We start from the raw sequence: 20,352 nt of genomic DNA, 5'->3' as shown, positions 1-20,352 counted from the left end.
CCTTTCCTCAAGGCCGGTTCCGCGGGGTCAGCGGCGGTAGCTCAGGCCGTGCCCGAACGGGTAGAGGACGGCGCCGGGCTCGTCGCGGACGGGGACGGCGACGGGCAGCCGGCCGCGCGGGTCCAGTTCGCCGAACAGGACCCTGGCGGCCGACCGCAGCGCCTCGGCGGTGTAGGAGTAGGTGGCGAGGTAGGTGGCGGCCCCGGGGAACCAGGCGATGTCGTAGGGGTCGCGGACGGCGATGACGACGACGGGCGTGCCGGTGGCGATGAGCGCGTTGACGAGGTCCGCCTGGCCTGGCCCGTTGTGGCCGGGCGCGTCCTCGGCGTCCCAGGCGCGGTTGGTGACGGCGACGACGAGGTCCTGGCCGCGGGCGGCGTCGGCGGCCGCGTCGATCTGCGCCCGCCCGGGGCTGATGCCGGTCTGCCGGATGGTGGTGGTGGCGCCGCGCCGGGCGATCTCGGTGCCGAGGGCGGCGGTGGTGGACACGCCCCATCCGGTGACCAGGACGTCGCGGGCGCCGGGCCGCAGCGGCAGGACGCCGGCGTCGTTCTTGACGAGGGTGGTGGTGCGGTCGGCGGCGCGCTGCGCGGCGGCCAGGTGCGCGGGCGTCCCGACGATGCCGCCGACGCGGGACTCGTCGGCGTAGGGGTCGCGGAACAGGCCGCGCCGCTGCTTGAGCTCCAGGATCCGGTACACCGACGCGTCGAGGCGCTGCTCGGTGAGCTCCCCGGTCTTGACGGCGTTGACGACGGCGGCGAGCTGGCGGGGGAACACGCCGTCGCCGGCGGCGTCGGCGGGCGGTTTGAGCAGGACGTCCGCGCCGGCCTGGAGGGCGAGGACGGGGATGTTCTCGTCGCCGTACTTGTCGCGGACGCCCTGCATGTCGAGGGCGTCGGTGACGATGACGCCGCGGTAGTGCAGCTGCTCGCGCAGGATTCCGGTGAGGATGGGCCGCGACAGGGTGGCGGGGTCGCCGGACGGGTCGAGGGACGGGACGACGATGTGCGCGGTCATGATCGCTTCGGCGCCGTGGGCGATGGCTGCGCGGAAGGGCGGCAGGTCGAGCCGTTCCCATTCGGCGCGGGTGTGGTCGATGTGGGGGACGCCGGTGTGGCTGTCGGTGGTGGTGTCGCCGTGCCCGGGGAAGTGCTTGACGGTGGCGGTCACGCCTCCGGCCCGGTAGCCGCCGGTCTGCGCGGTGACCATGGAGGCGACCAGGTCCGGGTCGGATCCGAAGGACCGGACGCCGATGACGGGGTTGGCGGGGTTGACGTTGACGTCGGCGTCGGGCGCGTAGTCCTGGTTGACGCCGATGGCGCGCAGTTCGCGTCCGGTGATGCGGGCGAGGGCGCGGGCGTCGCCGGTGCGGCGCCCGGCGGCCAGTGCCATGGCGCCGGGCGACTGGGTGGCGGGCGGCTGGATGCGGGCGACGATGCCGCCCTCCTGGTCGGTGGCGATCGTGGCGGGGATCGGGTGCGGCTGGGCCATGGCGGCGCGCTGGATGCCGTTGGAGAACGCGGCGACCTGCTGCGGGTCCCGCACGTTGTTGGAGTAGTAGATGAATCCGCCGGGGTGGTAGCGGGCGATGACCTGGGCGGCGTTGCCGGCCCCGTAGAGCCTGCGGTTGGCTGCGACGTCGGCGGGGTCGGCGGTGTCGGCGCTGGTCCCGTAGATCTGCAGGACGAACAGCTGGGCGGCCTTCTCCTCCAGTGTCATGGACCGCAGGATCCGCAGCAGCGCGGGGTCCTTCCCGTGGCCGTGGCCGTGGCCTTTGCGGTGCGCGGGGGCGGCGTGCGCCGCGGGCGCGGCCAGGCCGGTGACGGCGAGCGCCCCGGCGGTGAGGCCGGCGGCCCACCGGCGGCGGCGCGTGCGGGGACGGTACATGTCGGCTCCCTCCCGGCCCCCCGGGACTACCTGGTGATCATGTTTTCTGCACGGTAACCCCGGCGGGCGGCGCCGTCCACGGCAATCCTCGACGACGCCCGCCGCCCCGTCCCGCCGGGTCCCCGGGGCCGGGGTCAGCCGCGGCGGAGCCAGCGCCACCAGCGGGCGCCGGGCGGGTCGGGCGCGGTCAGCGGGTGGTCCTGGACGTCGTAGCGGCGGACGTAGGCGCCGGCGAAGGCCTGCAGGCTGGCGCCCAGCGGGACGGCGAGCAGCACGCCGATGGGCCCGGCGACGGCGGCGCCGGCGAGGATGAGCCCGAACGCGACGGCGGGGTGCATGTCCAGGGTCCGCGCGGTGATGCGGGGCTGCAGCAGGTAGTTCTCCAGCTGCTGGTAGGCGAGGATGAACAGCAGCATCCACAGCGCGGTCGCCGGGGAGACCGTGAGCGCGATCAGGACGGGCACCGCGCCGGCCAGGTAGGTGCCGATGGCGGGGATGAACTGCGACACCACCCCGACCCACAGCGCTAGCGTCGCGGCGTAGGGGACGCCGAGCACCATCATGGCGGTGTAGTGGGCGATGCCGGAGATGAGGGCGAGCAGGCCGCGCGAGTAGATGTAGCCGCCGGTCTTGGCGACGGCGATCTCCCAGGCGCGCAGGACCTCGCGCTGGCGGTGCGGCGGGAGCAGGGAGCAGACCGTCCGGCGGAACTGGGGCCCCTCGGCCGACAGGTAGAAGGTGAACAGCAGCACGCCGAGGGCTTTGAAGACGACGCCGAACGCGGTGGCGCCGATGCCCCACACGTTCTGGGCGAGGGAGGACAGGTGCCGCGACAGGGCGCCGGTGACGGTGGGGAGCCGCTGGAAGAGGGTGTGCTGCGACAGGTGCGTCCCGAACGTGCCGTTGACCCAGCCGATGAGCTGCCGGACGTAGCCGGGGAAGCCGTCGATGAGGTTGGTGGCCTGGGTGGCCAGCAGCGACCCGATGCCGCCGAGGAACCCGGCGAGCAGGATCCCGACGGCCGCGAACATCAGCGCGGTGGCGGGGCCGCGCCGCCACCGGTGCCGGGCCAGCCAGTTCACCGCGGGCTCGATCGCGAACGCCAGGAACAGCGAGGTCAGCAGGAGCAGCAGCAGTTCCCGGAGCCGCTGCAGCAGCCACAGCCCCGCCAGGAACGCCAGCACGGCCGCGCCGGCCAGCGCGAACGCCTTCGGCAGCCAGGCCGGCATCCGGCGCGGCCCGGCGGGCGCGTACGCGGAGGTGTCGCCGGGCGTCTCGCCGGAGGGGTCGCCGGCTGTGCCGCCGGGCGTGTGCGCCATTCCGGCACGGTAGCGGCCGCGCATCCCCCATTCCGGTCATGCCGCCCGCACGGAGGGTGAGCTTTTGCCGAGGTTTCAGCCGCGCGGGAGATCTCCGGAAAAAGTCCGGGGGGCGTGTTGATCCGCGGGATCCTCGTTCGACCTTGGGATGAGAGGCTCCGGGAGGGAGCCCGGGACGAGGGAGCACGACGATGAAGTACATGCTGATCTGGCGCGCCACCGACGAGGCGTTCGCGGGGATGGCCGGCACCGACTTCACCGAGATGATCGCGACGGTGGGCCGCTACAACCAGGAGATGATCCAGGCCGGTGTGCTGCTGGCCGCCGAGGGCCTCGGCGACGCGGCCGAGGGCGTGGTCGTCGACTACTCCGCCGAGCCGCCGGTGGTCACCGACGGCCCCTACGGGGAGACCAAGGAGCTGTTCGGCGGCTTCTACATCCTGAAGGTGGCGTCCAAGCAGGAGGCGGTGGAGTGGGCCAGGCGGTCGCCGATCACCGGCCCCGGCTTCAAGACCGAGATCCGGCGGGTCACCACGATCGACGAGTTCCCGCAGGACAACGAGTGGATCAGGAAGGAGCGGCAGTGGCGCGAGGCCACCGGGCAGCTGTGACGGAAGGGGCGGCGGATGACCGGCCGGGTCGGCCGTGAACGCGAGGCCGTCGCCGCGGTGTGGCGGATCGAGTCGGCGCGGATCGTCGGCGGCCTCGCCCGCTACGCCGGCGATTTCGCGCTGGCCGAGGACCTGGCGCAGGAGGCGCTGGCGGAGGCGCTGGTGACGTGGCCGCGCGACGGCGTGCCCCGCAACCCGGCGGGGTGGCTGCTGACGGTGGGGCGGCGCCGCGCGATCGACGCGTTCCGGCGCCGCGCGGCCCGCGACGACCGGTACGCCGCCCTCGCCCGCGGGCTGGGCGAGGGCGGCGCCGTCTCGGGGGACGCCGCCGGCCCGGCCGCGGGCGCCGGGGACGGCGGGGACATGCTGTGGGATCCGGACCGCATCGACGACGACGTGCTGGCGCTGATGTTCGTCTCGTGCCATCCGGTGCTGGCGCGGGAGGCGCGGGTGGCGCTGACGCTGCGCGTGGTCGGCGGCCTGACCAGCGACGAGATCGCGAGGGCGTTCCTGGTCCCGACCGCCACGGTGCAGGCCCGCATCACCCGGGCGAAGAAGACGCTCGGCGCGGCGCGGGTGCCGTTCGAGGTGCCGCCGGCCGCGGAGCGGGCGGCGCGGCTCGGGTCGGTGCTCAGCGTGATCTACGTGATCTTCACGGAGGGTTCGTCGGCGAGTTCGGGCGGGGTGCTGATCCGCGCGGATCTGGCGGGTGAGGCGCAGCGGCTGGCGCGGGTGCTGTCGCGGCTGATGCCGGACGAGGCGGAGGCGCACGGGCTGCTGGCGCTGCTGGAGCTGACCGCGGCGCGGTTCCCCGCCCGCACCGGCCCGGACGGCGAGCCGGTGCTGCTGGAGGACCAGGACCGCACCCGGTGGGACCGGGCGGCGATCGGGCGGGGGCGCGCCGCGCTGGCCCGCGCGGAGCGGGCGGGGCGGGGCCTGGGCGCCTACGGGCTGCAGGCGGCGATCGCCGAGTGCCATGCGGTGGCGGCGTCGGCCGGGGCGACCGACTGGGACCGCATCGTGGTCCTGTACGAGGCGCTCGGCCGGCTGGCGCCGTCGCCGGTGGTGGAGCTGAACCGGGCGGTGGCGGTGTCGATGGCGCGGGGGCCGGCGGCGGCGCTGCCGATCGTGGACGGGCTGGCGGCCGCGGGGGCGCTGGCGGGCTCGCAGCTGCTGCCGGGCGTCCGCGGGGAGCTGCTCGCCCGCCTGGGCCGCGCCGGCGAGGCGCGCGCCGAACTGGAGCGCGCAGCGCGCCTGTGCGGCAACGACCGGGAGCGGACGGTGCTGGAGCGCAAGCTCGCCGCGCTGCCCTGACCGGTGCGGCCGGACCCGGGCCGGTTCATCCGGCGCGGGCGGCGTCCTTGCCGGGCGGGGTGAACTCGGGCTGGTCGAGGACGCGGAGCCAGCTGCCGTCGGGCTGGCGGCGGACGACCTGGGCGCGGGCGCCGGCGCCGTCCCGGGGCGGGGTGGAGGTGAGCGCGAGGTCGCCGCAGGTCAGGGTCGGCAGCGGCTCTTCGGGTTCGAAGCGGGGGCGGGCGGCCAGCACCTTCTCCCACAGCTCGCGGATCGCGTCGCGGCCGGTGGTCTGCGAGCCGGGCGGGTAGGCCATCACCGCGTCCGGCTCGTAGAGGGCGGCGACGCCGTCCGCGTCGCCGGCGTTGGAGCGTTCGACGAACAGCCGCGTGATGTCCTCGGGCCGCATGGCCTTCTCGTAGTGCGTCATGGGTGCCTCCGTGTGTCCGGTTGCCTCGTCTCCCATCGTGGTCGCCGCCGCTGCAGAAGTCCAAGAGATGGAACTTCTCACTTCCAGAAGCATCACTTATGAAGCCCGAGCGGAGGCGGGTCGCCGCGGTGAGGCAGGATGCCGGGTATGGGTGAGATGTTCACGCATCGGCTGCGCGTGCGGTACAGCGAGTGCGACCAGCAGGGCGTGGTGTTCAACGGCCATTACCTGTTCTTCTACGACGTGGCGCTGACGGAGATGTGGCGGGCGCTGGTGGGCGACTACGGGGAGATGGTGGAGCGCGGCTACGACCTGGTGGTCGCGGAGGCGCGGATCCGCTTCCGGGAGGGCGCCCGGTTCGACGAGCTGCTGGAGGTGTCGATGCCGGTGGCGCATCTGGGCACGACGAGCATGATCGTGCGGCCGGAGTTCCGGGTGGGCGAGCGGCTGATCGCCGACGGCGAGGTGCGGCACGTGTTCATCGACCCGCGGTCCAAGGCCAAGCGGGAGATGCCGCCGCGGGTCCGCTCTGTACTGGTGCCGTTCTTGGACGGTGCGGGAGGGGCGGCCGGCGCCCCGCCGGGGCCGTCATCGCCGTGACGGCGCCCCGGTTCTGAGACCGCGGCCGCGCGGGGCGGGCGGGTTCGCCCCGACGGGCACGCCGCCTGGCGCGCCGGTCCAGATCGTCCGGGCGGGCGTGCAGGGCGGCGTGCAGCCAGGGCTCGCCGGCCGGGCAGTGCCCGGACACTCCGCTCGGCTGCCCGGCGCAGTCGCGCCGGGCGTCGCCGGCGAACCTCGTGGGGCCGGAGGGCCCGTGGTCGTCGGGTTCGGCGATCGCGGAGTTCAGGAAGGGGCGGGAACGGCCTGGGAGTCAAGGTCAGGTGGCGGGGCCGTCCCCGGCGTCCTGGGGTCCGCCGGCGGCGGCGTAGCCGTCGAGGCCGTGTTCGAGGAGGTCGAAGGCGCGGGCGGCGGCGGCGTAGACGCCGTCGCGCATCTCGGCGAGGGTCTCCCCGGCGCTCTTGCGGGCGGCGATCTGCTCGGTGAGCGTGGTCTGCACGGCGAAGATCATGGCGGCGGCGGCGCGGGGGGCGAGGTCGTCGGGGCCGGCGCCGGTGTCCTCGGCGATGAGGTCGGCGAGGCGGTCCTGGGCGCGGCGGGCGATCTCGCGCTGGCGGGCCATGAGGGCTGGGCTGTCGCGGACGGTCCGCGTCCAGACCTCCGAGCCCTCGTGGAACGCGGTGTGGTGGGCGCCGGAGTCCAGGCCCTCGAAGAAGCGGCGGCGGAACAGCGCGGCGGCGCTCTCGCCGGGGCGGCGGCCGCGGAAGTCGCGCGCGGCCTGCTCGACGACCTCGTCCTGCCGGTCGAAGAACAGGTCCTCTTTGGTGCCGAAGTAGTTGAAGACGGTGTTGACCGACACGTCGGCGGTGCGGGCGACGTCGGCGATGGTGACGTTGTCGAACCCGCGGGTCATGAACAGGCCGGTGGCGATGTCGCTGATGCGCCGCCGCGTCTCGCGCTTCTTGCGTTCGCGCAGCCCCAGTTCCGGTTCGGCTCCGGGGACGAGGTCCTCTCCCATGCGAGGAAATATACCTTCCCTGGGGTCACTCAAAACTTGGCGTGACTTTATTTTTGTGGTTACTCTGCCGGTGTCGTCTTCGAGGAGGTCACCGTGATCCACGCACGCGGGCTCGCCCGCACCTTCACCGGCGGGCGCGCCGCGGTCGAGGCCGTCCGCGGCGTGGACCTGTCCGTCGGCCCCGGCGAGATCGTCGGGTTCCTCGGCCCCAACGGCGCCGGGAAGACCACCACGCTGCGGATGCTGACGACGCTGCTGGCGCCGACCGCGGGGACCGCGAGGGTCGCCGGCCGCGACCTGCGCGCCGACCCGGCGGGCGTCCGCCGCCGCATCGGGTACGTCGCGCAGGGCGGCGGCACCGACCCGGCCGTCCCGGCCGGGGAGGAGCTGGACCTGCAGGCCCGCCTCTACGGCGTCCCCGGCCGCGCCGCGCGGATCGCCGGGCTGTGCGCCCGCCTGGACCTGGGGGGGGTGCGGGCGCGTCCGGCGGGGTCGCTGTCGGGCGGGCAGCGCCGCCGCCTGGACATCGCGCTCGGGCTGGTGCACCGGCCGCCGCTGCTGTTCCTGGACGAGCCGACCACCGGCCTGGACCCGCAGAGCCGCGGCGGCCTGTGGGACCACATCCGCGCCATGCGCGCCGAGGAGGGCACCACCGTGTTCCTCACCACGCACTACCTGGACGAGGCCGACGCGCTGTGCGACCGGCTCCTGATCATCGACCGGGGCCGGATCGTGGCCGGGGGCACGCCGGCCGAGCTGAAGCGCCGCGTCGCCGGCGACGTGGTCCGGCTGGAGCTCGCGGACGCCTCCGGCGCCGGCCCCGCCCGCAGGGCGCTGTCGGCGCATCCGGCCGTCCGCGACGCAGCGGTCACCGGCCGCAGTATCCGCCTGACCGTCGAGGACGGCGAGAAGGCCCTGATGGGCCTGGTCCGGGCGCTGGACGGCGCCGGGGTGGAGCTGGCGTCGCTGAGCCTGGCGCGTCCCACCCTCGACGACGTGTTCCTGACCGTCACCGGCCGCTCCCTGCGCGACGCCGCCTGAACCGTCTCGTCCGCCCCGGAAAGGAGAACCACGATGTCGTTCACCCGGACGATGTCCGACACCCGGCTGATCTTCCTGCGGTGCCTGCGGCAGACGCTGCGCAGCAAGGTCGCGGTGGTGTTCGGCGCGATGCAGCCGCTGCTGTACCTGGTGCTGTTCGGGCCGCTGCTGCGGGACCTGGCCGGCGTCCGCGCGGGCGGCGCGGGCGGCGCCTGGCGGGTGTTCGTGCCCGGCATCCTGATCCAGCTCGCGCTGTTCGGCGCCGGGTTCGTCGGGTTCGGACTGATCGCCGATCTGCGGTCGGGGGTGGTGGAGCGGCTGCGCGTCACCCCGGTCAGCCGGACCGCGCTGCTGCTGGGACGGGTGCTGCGCGACACCGCCGTGGTGGCGTTCCAGGGGATGCTGCTGGTGGCGGCCGGGCTGGCGCTCGGGCTGCGCGCCCCCGCCGGCGGCATCGCGGTCGGGCTGCTGTTCGTGGTGACGCTCGCGGTCAGTGTCGCGTCCCTGTCCTACGTCCTGGCGATGCGGACCCGCAGCGAGGACGCGTTCGCGCCGCTGCTGTCGGCGGTGACGCTGCCGCTGATGCTGCTGTCGGGGATCCTGCTGCCGATGAGCCTGGCGCCGGGCTGGCTGGACGTCCTGTCGCGCTTCACCCCGTTCCGGTACGTGGTGGACGCGGCCCGGGCGGCGTTCCTCGGCGACTACTCCACCGCGGCGGTCGCCGAGGGCGCGGCGGTCTCGGTGGTGCTGCTGGCGGTGTCGGTGACGCTGGGCGTCCGCCGCTTCCGCGCCGAGAACGCCTGACCGGCCCCCGCCGAGTGGGCGGCCGGATGGGCGGCGGGGTGGGCCGTGGCGGCGCGCTGGGCGATGTAGGCGCCGGCCAGCACGACCGCGCCGCCGGTCATCTGCGTCGGGGTGAGGCGCTCGCCGAGCACGGCCCAGGCGATGAGGGCGGCGGCGACGGCCTCGGTGTAGCAGATCGCGCCGCCGACCTGCGCCGACAGCCGCTGCAGGCCCGCGACGCCGGTGAGGTAGGCGATGACGGTGCTGACGATCCCGATCCAGGCGACCAGCGCCCAGCCGGGCGCGGCGTGCCCGGCGAACGGGACCTGGGCGGGCAGCACGCCCCACGGCAGCGCCCACGGCACGGCGGGGACGGTGAGCGCCGCGGCTCCGACGACGGTCCCGGCCGAGGTGATGACCAGGGGGTCGGCCCGCCCGGTGAGCCCGTCCACGATGAGGAAGTAACCGGCCTGGCAGGCGGCGGCGCCGAGCCCGGCGGCCAGGCCGAGCGGGTCCAGGGACAGGCCCGTCCACACCTGCACCACCAGCGCCAGCCCGGCCATGGCGATCGCGACGCCGGCGGCGGCGGTGCGGTGCACCCGGACGCGGCGCACCAGCCGCAGCCACCCCAGCACGATGACGGGACCGCTGAACTCCAGCAGGATCGCCACGCCCACCGGCAGCCGCGACGCGGCGACGAAGTAGCAGGCCTGGCAGCCCGCGACGCCGGTCAGCCCGTACACGACGAGCGGGCGCGCGTGGGGCCGCAGCCCGCGCAGCAGCGCCCGTCCGCGCAGGAGCGCCGCCAGCGGGACCAGGACCAGCGCGGCGACCGCGATGCGCAGCCACACCGCCTGCAGCGGGCCGAGCCCGGCCTCGATGAGCGCCTTGCCGAACGGCCCGGACGTGCCGAAGCACACCGACGACCCCAGCGCCAGGGCCAGGCCCGTCCCCCGGGCGCGCGCCGCGCCGTCCATCCGCACCCCGCCGCTCTCGTCCGCCGCTCTCGTCCCGCCGCACGGCCGCCCGCCCCCGCGGCGGACTAATGAGCATCCTGCCATAACAGTCCTTACACGCCGAGGGGAGGATACCGGCCCGTGATTCACGCGATGCCGGACGGGCCGCCCGGGGCGGCTAATATTCGCCTGATGAGCTGGCAGGCGGCCGGGGCGGGCCCCGGCGGAACCGGAGGCGGCCCGAGCGGCGACCTGTTCGCCTCGGTCGAGGGCAACGTGCGCGAGCTGGTGGCCTCGCCGTGGTGGCAGACCGCCCAGCCCGCCGACCGCGCGGCCCAGGTCGCCGCGCGGATGCTGTGGGGCACCGGCGAATGGTGGCTCTACGGGGCGTGGGGCCGCTGGTACCGGTGCGGCCTGGACGGCACCTGGCACCCCTGCCCGCCCCCCGCCGACTTCGAGGACCGCCGCGTCGCCGTCCCCGCGCCGCGCGGCGCGGGGACACCGCCGGTCCCGCCGCAGCTGTTCCCCACCGGCCCCGACCTGGCGGCCGGGCGGGTCGCGCCGCTGGGGTTCCTCGGGCCCGTCCCCGACACCGCCGTCGTCGCGCGCATCTCCCAGGCCCTCACCACCGCGCTGGCCGTCGACCCGCAGCAGTTCGCGCAGCGCGACCCCATGTTCCAGCCGGGCACCCCCAGCACCGTCGCCGCCGCGTGGGGCGCGCTGCTGTGGTGCGCCGGGTCCCCGGTGGCGCTGACCGAGCACCCGCTGATCGAGTCGTTCATCCCGTTCCTGACCACCTCGGCGGACCGGCTGCACTGGATGATGCCGCCCGACTTCGCCACCCTCGCCGGCTACTACATCCACCGGCTCGGCGCCGGCGACGGCGGCGGCGCCGCCCACATCGCCCGCGTCATGTACGAGGTCGCGGCCGGGCTGCAGGCCGACCCCCGGTTCCGGCCCGGCGCCGACGCGCTCGCCGCGATCACGGCGGCATCGCTGCGCACCGTCAACCAGGACATGGCCACCGTCCGGTACGGGCCCGGCGCCGTCCTGCAGGAATGGCGGCGCCGCTGCCCCGCCGAGTACGCCATCCCGATGGTCCGCGACACCGCGCCCGGCGAGTACCTGCGGCTGGCCCTGTACGACCTGCAGGAGATCGTCGCCGGGCTGACCGGCCCGCGCCCGGGCGCGGCCGGCCGCGGCCACGACGAGGTCCGCCGCGCCGGGATCGCGGTGCTGGCCGCGGACCTGCAGGCCGCGCCGGGCGCGCTGCCGGCGCTGCAGCGCTGGCTGGACCCCGACAGCGTCCGCACCCTGCAGGCCGTCCTGTCGGACCCGGCGAACCCGCTGCGGTCGCTGTGGCCCCGCGACGGGCGGCTCCCGGACGCGCTGCGCGGCGACGACGCCGACGCCCTGGCCGCGCTGCTGGCCACCACCTACACGCTCGGGCTGACGTGGTGCCGGCTCGCGCAGGTCGCGCCGCCGGCGACGGGGTTCGCGGTGCCGCAGGCGGTCGCGGCGGAGCTGACGTCCCCGGCGATGCACAGCCCGCCGTCCACCGACGAGCTGTCGGCGTGGGACATCATCAAGGCCGCCCGCGCCCACATGGCCGCCGAGCGCGCCGCGTCCGGCACCGACCAGCCGGTCGCGCCGGTGCCCGAGCCGGTGCGGGACGCGCCCGGACCGCCGCCCGCGGTGGCGCCCGCCCCTCCCCCGGCCGCCCCCGGACCGCCCGCCGCGCAGCCGTCCCGGCACGAGCAGCCCGCGCCGCCGGTTCCCGCGCCGCCCGTCCCGGCCCCGGCGCCGCCGCCCGCCCCGGAGCGGCGGGCCGATCCGTTCGCCGCGGCCCCGCCCCCGCCCGCGCCGGAGCCCGAGCCGGAGCCGGCGCCGGACGCGACGACCACCGACGCGGCCGCGTCCGCACCGGTCCCGCCGCCGGCCCAAGACGGGCCGCAGTACCCGCCGCAGTACCCGCCGCCGGCTCCCGAGCCGGTGTGGCCGGCCGAGCCGCAGCGCACCCAGCTGGACACCGATGCGTTCAAGACCCACCTCGACCCCGGCCCTGCGTGGCCGGGCGCCCCCGCCGCGCCTCCCCCGCCGGACATCCCGCAGGCGCCTCCGGCCGCACCACCGCCCGTCCCGCCTGCCGACCCGGAGCCGGCCCCGCACGCGGACCTGCCGCCGCCGCCCCCGCCGGTGACCGAGCCGCCCCCGCCGATGCCGCCCGCACCCGTCCCCGACCCGGAGCCGCAGGTCGCCGAGGCGTACGGGATCCGGTTCCTGTGCGGCGCCGACGACATCGAGCGCGTCGTCACCGAGGTGCGGCGGCGCGGCAAGTGGGCGCGGCGGCTGCGCGGGCAGGAGGTGTCGAGCGCGTCGGCGCCGGCGCTGCTGCTGATCGGCGCGCCGTCCAGCGGGCAGCGGCGGCTGGCCCGGATGGCGGCCCGCGCGCTGGCGGAGGTGGAGGCCTCCAGCGGCGAGGTCCGCTCCGTGCACGCCGAGGACCTGCGCGAGGACGGCCCCGACGGGCTGCGCGCCGCGCTGGAGGACCACGCGGGCCATGTGCTGCTGCTGGACGGCCTGGACGGGCTGATCCTGGACGAGGCCGACGGCGCCGCGTACGCCTCCGTCCTGTACCGGGCGCGGCTGGAGGGCGTCAACGACACCGCGCTGCTGGGCACGTGCGAGCCGGACCGGGTCGGGGAGCTGTCGGCGGCGTCGCCGGAGCTGACCGCGGACCTGCGCGCGGTGCGGCTGCCCGACCTGTCCGCGCCGCCGGCGCGGGCGGCGCTGGTGCGGCTGCTGGCCGAGGAGCGCAGCCTGCGGCTCGGCGCGGACGCGTGGGCGGTGGTGACCCGGGACGTGGGGTCGCTGCGGCCGCGCGGCCGGCTGACCGGCGCGCGGCTGGTGGAGGCCTACCTGGACCGGGCCGCGACGCGGCATCTGGGCAGCGCGGAGGCGACGCAGGCGATCGGCGGCGCGCTGTCGCTGACGGCGGCGGACTTCGAGGGCCTGGCTGCGGAGCTGTCCGGCCGCTGACCCCCTCCGGAGGGTGCGGTTCGCCTTGCCGGTAAGGGATTTGGGTCCCCGCGGCACGGCGGAACGCCGGTGCCCGGCGTCACGATGGGGGTGTGGATCGCGTTGACCGGCTGCTCGCCCTCGTCGCCGAACTCCGGGCGGCCTCGCCCGAGCCGCTGGACCCGGCCGTCCTGGCGGCGCGGCTGCGGGTCAGCGAGCGGACCGTGCGCCGCGACCTGGAGCTGCTCGCCGACGGCGGGCTGCCGGTGCGGGCGGGCCGGGGCCGCGGCTACGCGCTGCCAGGCCCGCCGGACCCGGCGCCGCTGACCGAGGTCGGGTCGCTGATGGGGCCGGTGCGCGGCACGCTCGACGAGGCGGTCCGCACCCGCCGGATCGTTCGGCTCGCCTACACCGACCAGGCGGGGGCGCGCAGTTTCCGGGACGTGGAGGCGCACGGCCTGGTCATCGCCCCCTACGGGGAGTACCTGGTGGGGTGGTGCCGGATGCGGGACGGGCCGCGGATGTTCCGGCTGGACCGGATCGGCGCGGCGTTCCTGTCGGGGCGGGGCGCGGAGGTCCGGGACCTGGACGGGCTGCTGGCGGCGCTGCGGGTGCCGGTGCCGCGCCCGGCGGGCGGGGCTGGGCCGCGGGGGCCGGCCGATCACGCGCGGGCCCGGGCGTGGACGCTGGACCGGCTGGAGTTCGTGCGGTCCCGGCTGCGGGAAGCGGTGGCCGAGGCCCGTTCCCCGGCGCGTCCCGGGCGGCCGGGCGGGGGTGCGGCGGCGCTGCGCGGGGTGCTGGGGCATCTGGCGGAGTGGACGCGGTGGCAGGCGGCGGCGATCCGGTCGGCGGCGACGGGTGAGGAGCCGGTGCCGGCGGGGCGCCGCCCGGCGTTCCCGCCGGTGTTCGACCGGGAGCTGCCCTATGACGCGCGGGAGCGGATGATCCAGGACGCGATGGCGCTGCGGTCGCTGGGCGACGTGGCGCGCGACCTGGAGGAGGTGCTGGAGGAGGTGGGGCACTGGGCGGCGTGCTGCGACGACGCGCTGTGGGAGGAGGAGCTGCCCGATCCGCGCCCCTACGGGCCGCCGGGTCCGCCGCGTCCGCTGGCGGACCTGCTGGCGGGCTGGCGCGGCCCGCTGGCCCACATCGAGTGGCACCTGGACCGCCTCGCCGGCGAGCCCGCGGAGCCTCCGCCCGGCGACGGCGAGGAGGAGGTCTGGGTCGTCGACCGCTGCCCCCTCCAGGCCTGACCGCCCGCCGCGGGTCAGCGGGCGAGGGCGGCGGCGCCGGTTCCGTCCTGGGCGGGGGCGAGGCGGCGGGTGAACCAGACGGTCTTGCCGGGGGGCCGCGGGCGGGCGCCGAACCCGGTGGCCAGGGCGGCGACGAGGAGGAGGCCGCGGCCGGCCTCGGCCCAGTCCAGGACGCGGGGCGGGCCGCCGGGGACGGCGGGTGCGGCGGGGTGGGCGTCGGTCACCTCGGCGGTGAGGACGGTCCCGTCCAGGCGCAGCGCGAGGCGGACGGGCCCGGTGCCGTGCACGACGGCGTTGGTGACGAGCTCGTCGACCATGAGGACGATGTCGCCGGTGTCGGCGGGGTCGGTGACGTGCCAGTGCGCCAGGGTCCGGGCGGTGAGTTCGCGGGCGCGGGACGCGGCGCGGGCCTGGGCGGGCAGGTCCCACGCGGCCGCAGGGCCGCCGTCCCCGGTCGCGGTTGCTGCGGGCGTTGTGGTTGCTGCGGGCGTTGTGGTCGGTGCGGGCCGTGCGGTTCCGGTCCCCGTGGTCGTCATGGTGGTGTCCCCCGTTTCGTGCGGTCACAGTCAGGGACGCGCCCGGCGGCGGGGCGGTGCACGGGCGCAGGCAATCCTCACTCCGGGGTGAGGTGAACGCCGCGCGGGGTGCCGTTGGGCCGGGCACCCGGTGGAAGCCGTTACAGTGGACGGGTCGGTGTGGCATGTGTCCCCCGGGCTCTACTAGATGCCTTCGGGGAATACCGCCGGTCCCATGCGGTCCGGGCTGGAGCTTCGTTGTGCCTTTCGCCGTGAGGCGACCACCACACCGGCTTGAACGCCGAGGCCCCGGCGAGATCGATCTCGCCGGGGCCTCGGCGTTCGCGTGTCCGCGGGCGGGGAACGGTGGGGGCGGGTTCTACAGGACGGCCGCTGTGATGGCGGCGCCGATCGCGGCGAGGACGATGATGACGGCGGCGGCGGTGAGGGCGATGGTGCGGGCCCGGCGCCGGGGGGTGCCGTGGCGGGCGAGGCGCTGGGCCAGCCGCGGGTCGTCCTCGCTCAGGCGGACCTCGATCTGGGTGAGGATCCGCTGCTCCTCCATCGACAGCGCCATGCTTCAAACCTCCGGGGGGTGGTCAGGTGACTGATTCTTCCCCGCAGATCATGATCATTATCCCTTCGGCGCGGTGACCGTTGCGCCGCGTCCGGGGGCGCTCTCGTGGTGGAGGCGGTCCAGGGCGGTGACGTAGTAGGTGTAGGCGCGGCCGGGTTCGGCGGACGGGTCGATGATGCCGCCGCCGCGGACGTCGGCGATGAGGCGTTCGGGGTCGGCGGGCGCGCAGCCGGGCCCGGCGCCGTCCACGCGGTAGACGCCGTAGGAGGCGGCGCCCTTGGAGGGCCGCCAGGTCACTTTCACGCCCTTGGCGCCGGGGACGGCGGAGGTGCCGTGCACGGGCGGCGGCGCGGCGTCCCCGCCTTCCCCGCCGTCGTTGGCGGCGACGGCGGGGAGGATCGCGGGGCGGGTGTAGTGGTCGTCGCGCAGCCGGGCGGCGAACCCGCGGCGGTTGGCGGCGATGTCGGAGGCGCTGAAGAACACGTCGCCGCGGACCTGCGGGTACTTGGCGTTGACGGTGAGGTGCCGCGACATCTCGGCGGGGTCCTTCCAGGCGGCGTCGGCGCCGACGCGGTAGGCGCCCTGCCCGATGGTGAGCTGGACGCCGGTGCCCTTGACCTGCCCGGCCCACCAGGCGACGAGCTTGGCGTAGTCGGCGCGGGGGTCGCCGATCGGCCAGTACAGCTGGGGGGTGACGTAGTCGATCCACCCCTTCTTGATCCATTTGCGGGTGTCGGCGTAGATGTCGTCGTAGCTCTGCAGGGCGCGGGTGGGCGATCCGGCGGGGTCGCTGCTCTTGTTGCGCCAGACGCCGAAGGGGCTGATGCCGAACCGCACCCACGGCTTGGCGTCGTGGATCTTCTCCGACAGCGACTCGACGAGGGCGTCGACGTTGGCGCGGCGCCAGTCGCCGCGGTCCATGCCCTTGCCGTAGGCCTTGTAGGCGGCGCCGTCGGGGAAGTCGCCGTCCTCGGGGTAGGGGTAGAAGTAGTCGTCGAAGTGGACGGCGTCGATGTCGTACTTGTCGACGACGTCCATGACGGCCTTGGCGGCCAGGTCGCGGACCTGCGGCAGGCCCGGGTCGTACCACAGGCCCGTCCCGTACTTGCGGACCCAGTCGGGGTGCTGCCGCGCGGGGCTCTTGGGCGACAGCTTCTTCACGTCGTCCTGGCGGGACACGCGGTAGGGGTTGAACCAGGCGTGGAACTCCAGGTTGCGGGCGTGGGCCTCCTTGAGCATGAACGCCAGGACGTCGTAGCCGGGGTCCTTGCCCTGGGTGCCGGTGATCCACTGCGACCACGGCTCGTAGGGGGAGTCGTAGAACGCGTCGGAGTTGGGGCGGATCTGCACGAACACCGCGTTCATGTTCATGGACTCGGCGGTGTCGAGGAGCGCGGTGAACTGCTTCTTCTGCTGTGCCGCGGAGTCGCCGGTGTCCTTGGGCCAGTCGATGCCGCCGACGGTGGCGATCCACATGCCGCGCAGCTGGCGGTGCCGGGAGTCGCCGGGCGCGGCGACCTGGGAGCATTCGGCCTTGGCGCCGGGCGGGACGGGGCTGCGCGCGGCGCCCTCCCGCTCACCGAACGCGGGGATGCCGCACGCGGCGAGCGCGCCCGCCGACACCCCCGCCGTCAACGCCGCCGCCACTGCCCGGAACCTGGATCGCGTAGCCATAGCGGCTCATTGTTACGCACCCGTTGCGATGCTCGGGCCAGAACAGCGATGCCCGTGTGATCCCCCACCGTCCCGTTCGCCCCAGTCTCTGCCTCGCGATCTTCGAGCAGGCCCCCCATCGGCGGTCATCGGTGGAGGAGGTCGAGGCTGAGGGGGGGTCAGGCGGGCTCGGGGTCGAGTTCGACGGGCTCGGCGATGACGTCGACCATGGCGCCGTTGCGCAGGACGGTGACGGGCAGCGGCCGGCCGATCGCATCGGCGAACATCAGCTTCTGCAGCGACTGGGCCTGCGAGACGGGCGCGCCGCCGGCGGTGAGGACCAGGTCGCCGCGGCGCAGCCCGGCGCGGTCGGCGGGGCTGCCGGGCACGACCTCGGCGACGCGCAGCGCGTCGTCCTGGCCCGTACGCTCCCGCAGCCGCGCGGGGACGGGGACCGGGGCTGCGGCCAGGCCGAGGAACGCGCGGCGCACCCGCCCGTCGCGGATCAGCGCGGCGATGATCCGTCGCGTGGTGGCGTTGATCGGGACGGCCAGCCCGAGGCCGATCCCGGCGACGGCGGTGGCGACGCCGACGACGCGGCCGGCGGAGTCGGCGAGCGCGCCGCCGGAGTTGCCGGGGTTGAGGGCGGCGTCGGTCTGGATGACGTCCTCGATGAGCCGCACGGCGGTGCCGGTGCGGGCGGGCTGCGAGGCCGGCAGGGACCGGCCGAGCGCCGACACCACCCCGGCGGTGACCGACCCGGCCAGTCCGAGGGGGTTGCCGACGGCGACGACGAGCTGCCCGACGACCAGGGCGTCGGCGTCGCCGAGCGTGACCGGGCCGGGCACGGGCCCGTCGGCGCGGACCACGGCGAGATCGGACAGGGGGTCGGTGCCGACGACGGTGAACTCGCCGGCGGCGCCGTCGGCGAACGCGGCCTCCCCGCCCCGGGCGCGGCCGACGACGTGGGCGTTGGTCAGCAGGAACCCGTCCCCGGTGAACACCACCGCCGACCCCGCGCCCTCGCCGCGCCGGTGCCGGACGCGCAGCGCCGCCACGCGCGGGGTCAGCTCGCGGGCGACGGCGGAGACCACGCGGGAGTAGGCGTCCAGCGGCTCTTCCATGGCACCCTCCCAGATGATTACAGCGTTACACGGTAACCATCGAAGGGGAAGGGGTGTTCCCCATCACTCCGGCGGGCCACCACCGGGCAGGTCCACCTCGGGCCGCAGGAGGCTGTACAGCACCTCGTCGTGGTACCGGCCGTTCAGGAAGCTCCAGCCGCGCATCACGCCCTCGCGGGTGAACCCCGCCTTCTCCAGCGCGCGCTGCTCGGCGGTGTTGGCCACGTCGGTCTCGGCCTGGATCCGGAACGCGGTGGTGTGCGCGAACAGGTACTCGGCCAGCAGCCGCTGCGCGCGGGTCCCCGCGCCCTTCCCCCGCGCCCCGGGCATCAGCGTGATCCCGATGCTCCAGCACCACGTCCGCGCGGTCGTGGTCACGCGCCGGTAGGACACCAGCCCGAGCCGGTCGCCGCCCGCGGCGACCAGCAGGTTGCCGGTGTCCTCGCCGAGCATGCCGTCGGACTCCCACCGGCGCCGGAACCGGCGCGGATCGAACCAGCCCTCCCACAGGAACGGCCCGGCCAGCCCGGGATCGGCGCGCAGCCGCTCGATGAACGGCAGATCGTCCTCGGCGACGGGCCGCAACCGCACAAGATCGTCCATGGGGCCTCACCGTAGGACGGCGCGGCAGCGGGCACCACCGGGTTTCAGCGCAGGGTGGACAGGCCCCCGTCCACGTGCAGCACCTGGCCGGTCACGTAGGACGCGCGGTCCGACAGCAGGAACACCGCCACGTCGGCGACCTCCCACGCGGTGCCCTGCCGGTGCATCGGGATGAGGCGCGCGACCTGGTCGCGGGAGGCGTTGCCCGACGAGGCGTCCCGCCCCATCACCGTGTCGATCAGGCCGGGCGCCACCACGTTCGCGCGGACCCTGCGCGGCGCCCCCTCGGCGGCGATGTGCCGCACCAGCCCCGCCAGGCCCGCCTTCGAGGCGTCATAGGACGGGGACCGCGAACCCGGCTTCGTCCCGGCGAGCGACCCGATGAACACCATCGACCCACCGGCGTCCAGCGCGGGCATCGCGGCCTTGCCGACCAGGAACGGCGCCCTCAGGTTCACGTGCAGGACGCGGTCCCAGTCGGCCAGCGCCGTCCCCGCCAGCCCGTACCCGATCCCGATGCCGGCGTTGAACACCACCCCGTCCAGCCCGCCGAGCCCCTCCGCCGCCTGCGTGACCACACGGTCGCACGACGCCGGGTCGGTGACGTCGGCCACCACCGTGCACGCCTCCCCGCCCCCGGCGGCGATCATCGCGGCGGTCTCCCCCGCAGCGTGCCCGTCGACGTCCGCGCACGCGACCATCGCGCCCTCCCGGGCGGCGGTCACCGCGATCGCGCGGCCGTTGCCGACCGGGGCGGCGGGGTCGTCGCTGGGCCGCGTCCCCGCGCCGACGACCAGGATCCGGCGCCCGGCCAGCAGGCCGCCGGGCGAAGCAGGTTCGGGCATGACCGGCACCGTAGCCGACACCGGCCCGTCCCGCCCAGAGGGGCGGCTCCAGAGGCGGCTAAGGTGCGGGGCATGGGACAGGGCAGGGGAACCGCCGCGCCCGCGGAACCGGCGGTCGTCGAACGCGCCGCCGGCGTCGGCGGCGAACTCGTGCTGCGCCGCGCCGGCGCCGACTACGAGATCATCAGCAACGGCGTGTTCCTCATGGACACCCGCAACGGCGAATCCGAGCGGCTGCTGGTCCGTGCCGCCGTGCAGACCCTGGACGCGCAGAACTCGGACGGGACGGTGCGGCTGCTCATCGGCGGCCTCGGCGTCGGGTTCTCCCTCACCGAGGCCCTCACCCTGCCCGCCGTGACGCATGTCACCGTCGTCGAACGCGAACCCGCCGTCATCGGCTGGCACGCCGGGCCGCTGCGGCCCTGGTCGGGCGGAGCCCTCGACGACCCCCGCGTCACCGTCCGGTGCGCCGACCTCCTCGACGCCGTCGCCGACCCCGCCGCCGGCCGCTTCGACGCGCTCTGCCTGGACATCGACAACGGCCCCGACTGGACGGTCACCCCCGGCAACGCCCGCCTCTACGCCCCCACCGGCCTGGACCTGCTCACCCGGCGGCTGACGCCGCACGGCGTCCTCGCGGTGTGGAGCGCGAACGCCGCACCGGCGTTCGAGGCGCTGCTGCGCGAGCGGTTCGCCCGCGTGGACGTCCTGCCGGTGCCGGTCCCGCGCGGCGAACCCGACGTGATCTACCTCGCCGCCCGCCCGCACTCGGCGGCGTGACGGCCCCCTACAAAGCGGGCGGGCCCGTTTCTGTAGCCCACGTGATCCGCCCCGGAAGTCCCATTCGCTAGGTTTCGGCCTGACATAA

19 protein-coding genes are annotated in these 20,352 nt (G+C 75.7%); 8 read left to right on the top strand and 11 right to left on the bottom strand.

Annotated elements, in window-relative coordinates; translation table 11 throughout:
• Positions 1 to 27: 27 nt before the first annotated feature.
• Together AL2_RS32665 and AL2_RS32660 are read right to left on the bottom strand one after the other, a co-directional pair.
• Positions 28 to 1,887, bottom strand: coding sequence for a glycoside hydrolase family 3 protein (locus AL2_RS32665; protein ID WP_067640546.1), 1,860 nt, complete (start codon positions 1,885 to 1,887; stop codon positions 28 to 30).
• Between the two features lie 134 nt (positions 1,888 to 2,021).
• On the bottom strand, positions 2,022 to 3,206 hold the full coding sequence (locus tag AL2_RS32660; RefSeq protein WP_067640584.1) for an AI-2E family transporter: 1,185 nt from the start codon (positions 3,204 to 3,206) through the stop codon (positions 2,022 to 2,024).
• Between the two features lie 191 nt (positions 3,207 to 3,397).
• On the opposite strand from AL2_RS32660, the gene AL2_RS32655 reads away from it, so the two are divergent.
• Both AL2_RS32655 and AL2_RS32650 read left to right on the top strand, forming a co-directional pair.
• Positions 3,398 to 3,817: a YciI family protein gene (locus tag AL2_RS32655; protein ID WP_067640544.1), complete on the top strand. Its 420-nt coding sequence runs from the start codon at positions 3,398 to 3,400 to the stop codon at positions 3,815 to 3,817.
• Between the two features lie 15 nt (positions 3,818 to 3,832).
• Positions 3,833 to 5,131: an RNA polymerase sigma factor gene (locus AL2_RS32650; protein WP_067640542.1), complete on the top strand. Its 1,299-nt coding sequence runs from the start codon at positions 3,833 to 3,835 to the stop codon at positions 5,129 to 5,131.
• A gap of 25 nt (positions 5,132 to 5,156) precedes the next feature.
• Here AL2_RS32650 and AL2_RS32645 read toward each other — a convergent pair whose 3' ends face one another.
• A complete protein-coding gene (locus tag AL2_RS32645; protein WP_067640540.1) occupies positions 5,157 to 5,540 on the bottom strand; it encodes a YybH family protein in 384 nt (127 codons plus the stop codon).
• A gap of 147 nt (positions 5,541 to 5,687) precedes the next feature.
• Between AL2_RS32645 and AL2_RS32640 the strand changes: the two genes are divergently transcribed.
• Positions 5,688 to 6,140 (top strand): acyl-CoA thioesterase, encoded by a 453-nt coding sequence (locus AL2_RS32640; protein WP_168444842.1) that lies wholly within the window; start codon positions 5,688 to 5,690, stop codon positions 6,138 to 6,140.
• Positions 6,141 to 6,417: 277 nt separating this feature from the next.
• On the opposite strand, the gene AL2_RS32635 is transcribed toward AL2_RS32640, so the two are convergent.
• The gene (locus tag AL2_RS32635; protein ID WP_067640536.1) at positions 6,418 to 7,116 is read right to left on the bottom strand and encodes a TetR/AcrR family transcriptional regulator; all 699 of its coding nucleotides are present in this window, start codon (positions 7,114 to 7,116) and stop codon (positions 6,418 to 6,420) included.
• A gap of 93 nt (positions 7,117 to 7,209) precedes the next feature.
• Here AL2_RS32635 and AL2_RS32630 point away from each other — a divergent pair, with 93 nt between their 5' ends.
• Positions 7,210 to 8,157: an ATP-binding cassette domain-containing protein gene (locus AL2_RS32630; protein ID WP_067640534.1), complete on the top strand. Its 948-nt coding sequence runs from the start codon at positions 7,210 to 7,212 to the stop codon at positions 8,155 to 8,157.
• 33 nt (positions 8,158 to 8,190) lie between these two features.
• On the top strand, positions 8,191 to 8,961 hold the full coding sequence (locus AL2_RS32625; protein WP_210748710.1) for an ABC transporter permease: 771 nt from the start codon (positions 8,191 to 8,193) through the stop codon (positions 8,959 to 8,961).
• Here AL2_RS32625 and AL2_RS32620 read toward each other — a convergent pair.
• A complete protein-coding gene (locus tag AL2_RS32620) occupies positions 8,859 to 9,917 on the bottom strand; it encodes an EamA family transporter (protein WP_067640532.1) in 1,059 nt (352 codons plus the stop codon). The genes AL2_RS32625 and AL2_RS32620 overlap by 103 nt on opposite strands.
• A 171-nt stretch (positions 9,918 to 10,088) precedes the next feature.
• Here AL2_RS32620 and AL2_RS32615 point away from each other — a divergent pair, with 171 nt between their 5' ends.
• Positions 10,089 to 12,935 (top strand): hypothetical protein, encoded by a 2,847-nt coding sequence (locus tag AL2_RS32615; protein ID WP_067640530.1) that lies wholly within the window; start codon positions 10,089 to 10,091, stop codon positions 12,933 to 12,935.
• Between the two features lie 92 nt (positions 12,936 to 13,027).
• Positions 13,028 to 14,167, top strand: coding sequence for a helix-turn-helix transcriptional regulator (locus AL2_RS39910; RefSeq protein ID WP_067640528.1), 1,140 nt, complete (start codon positions 13,028 to 13,030; stop codon positions 14,165 to 14,167).
• Positions 14,168 to 14,181: 14 nt separating this feature from the next.
• On the opposite strand, the gene AL2_RS32605 is transcribed toward AL2_RS39910, so the two are convergent.
• The 6 genes from AL2_RS32605 to AL2_RS32580 all read right to left on the bottom strand — a co-directional run bounded on the left by AL2_RS32605 (position 14,182) and on the right by AL2_RS32580 (position 19,484).
• Entirely contained in the window at positions 14,182 to 14,703 is a 522-nt protein-coding gene (locus tag AL2_RS32605; protein ID WP_083947135.1) for an ATP-binding protein, read from the bottom strand.
• 358 nt (positions 14,704 to 15,061) lie between these two features.
• Positions 15,062 to 15,259, bottom strand: a complete 198-nt coding sequence (locus AL2_RS32600) for a DUF3040 domain-containing protein (protein ID WP_067640526.1) — start codon at positions 15,257 to 15,259, stop codon at positions 15,062 to 15,064.
• Positions 15,260 to 15,316: 57 nt separating this feature from the next.
• Complete coding sequence (locus AL2_RS32595; protein ID WP_067640524.1) at positions 15,317 to 16,933, bottom strand: glycoside hydrolase family 10-like protein; 1,617 nt, start codon at positions 16,931 to 16,933, stop codon at positions 15,317 to 15,319.
• Positions 16,934 to 17,091: 158 nt separating this feature from the next.
• Positions 17,092 to 18,036: a S1C family serine protease gene (locus AL2_RS32590; RefSeq protein ID WP_067640522.1), complete on the bottom strand. Its 945-nt coding sequence runs from the start codon at positions 18,034 to 18,036 to the stop codon at positions 17,092 to 17,094.
• A gap of 63 nt (positions 18,037 to 18,099) precedes the next feature.
• On the bottom strand, positions 18,100 to 18,639 hold the full coding sequence (locus tag AL2_RS32585) for a GNAT family N-acetyltransferase (RefSeq protein WP_067640520.1): 540 nt from the start codon (positions 18,637 to 18,639) through the stop codon (positions 18,100 to 18,102).
• Positions 18,640 to 18,683: 44 nt separating this feature from the next.
• On the bottom strand, positions 18,684 to 19,484 hold the full coding sequence (locus AL2_RS32580) for an SDR family NAD(P)-dependent oxidoreductase (RefSeq protein ID WP_067640518.1): 801 nt from the start codon (positions 19,482 to 19,484) through the stop codon (positions 18,684 to 18,686).
• Between the two features lie 72 nt (positions 19,485 to 19,556).
• On the opposite strand from AL2_RS32580, the gene AL2_RS32575 reads away from it, so the two are divergent.
• Complete coding sequence (locus AL2_RS32575; protein ID WP_067640516.1) at positions 19,557 to 20,264, top strand: spermidine synthase family protein; 708 nt, start codon at positions 19,557 to 19,559, stop codon at positions 20,262 to 20,264.
• Positions 20,265 to 20,352 lie beyond the last annotated feature (88 nt).

The sequence above is a fragment of the Actinomadura latina NBRC 106108 genome (genome assembly GCF_001552195.1).
Classification (GTDB): Bacteria; Actinomycetota; Actinomycetes; order Streptosporangiales; family Streptosporangiaceae; genus Spirillospora; species Spirillospora latina.
Note: the sequence above shows the minus strand (reverse complement) of the source record. Positions and strands in the feature narration are given on the sequence as shown.

Bases quoted from the DNA above. Each gene is read 5' to 3' on its own strand.
- AL2_RS32665 (WP_067640546.1), bottom strand. From the start codon at position 1,887: ATGTACCGTCCCCGCACGCGCCGCCGCCGGTGGGCCGCCGGCCTCACC.
- AL2_RS32605 (WP_083947135.1), bottom strand. From the start codon at position 14,703: ATGACGACCACGGGGACCGGAACCGCACGGCCCGCACCGACCACAACG.
- AL2_RS32635 (WP_067640536.1), bottom strand. From the start codon at position 7,116: ATGGGAGAGGACCTCGTCCCCGGAGCCGAACCGGAACTGGGGCTGCGC.
- AL2_RS32655 (WP_067640544.1), top strand. From the start codon at position 3,398: ATGAAGTACATGCTGATCTGGCGCGCCACCGACGAGGCGTTCGCGGGG.
- AL2_RS32590 (WP_067640522.1), bottom strand. From the start codon at position 18,036: ATGGAAGAGCCGCTGGACGCCTACTCCCGCGTGGTCTCCGCCGTCGCC.
- AL2_RS32575 (WP_067640516.1), top strand. From the start codon at position 19,557: ATGGGACAGGGCAGGGGAACCGCCGCGCCCGCGGAACCGGCGGTCGTC.
- AL2_RS32615 (WP_067640530.1), top strand. From the start codon at position 10,089: ATGAGCTGGCAGGCGGCCGGGGCGGGCCCCGGCGGAACCGGAGGCGGC.
- AL2_RS32585 (WP_067640520.1), bottom strand. From the start codon at position 18,639: ATGGACGATCTTGTGCGGTTGCGGCCCGTCGCCGAGGACGATCTGCCG.
- AL2_RS32620 (WP_067640532.1), bottom strand. From the start codon at position 9,917: ATGGACGGCGCGGCGCGCGCCCGGGGGACGGGCCTGGCCCTGGCGCTG.
- AL2_RS32660 (WP_067640584.1), bottom strand. From the start codon at position 3,206: ATGGCGCACACGCCCGGCGGCACAGCCGGCGACCCCTCCGGCGAGACG.
- AL2_RS32600 (WP_067640526.1), bottom strand. From the start codon at position 15,259: ATGGCGCTGTCGATGGAGGAGCAGCGGATCCTCACCCAGATCGAGGTC.
- AL2_RS32640 (WP_168444842.1), top strand. From the start codon at position 5,688: ATGGGTGAGATGTTCACGCATCGGCTGCGCGTGCGGTACAGCGAGTGC.
- AL2_RS32625 (WP_210748710.1), top strand. From the start codon at position 8,191: ATGTCGTTCACCCGGACGATGTCCGACACCCGGCTGATCTTCCTGCGG.
- AL2_RS32595 (WP_067640524.1), bottom strand. From the start codon at position 16,933: ATGGCTACGCGATCCAGGTTCCGGGCAGTGGCGGCGGCGTTGACGGCG.
- AL2_RS32580 (WP_067640518.1), bottom strand. From the start codon at position 19,484: ATGCCCGAACCTGCTTCGCCCGGCGGCCTGCTGGCCGGGCGCCGGATC.
- AL2_RS32645 (WP_067640540.1), bottom strand. From the start codon at position 5,540: ATGACGCACTACGAGAAGGCCATGCGGCCCGAGGACATCACGCGGCTG.
- AL2_RS32650 (WP_067640542.1), top strand. From the start codon at position 3,833: ATGACCGGCCGGGTCGGCCGTGAACGCGAGGCCGTCGCCGCGGTGTGG.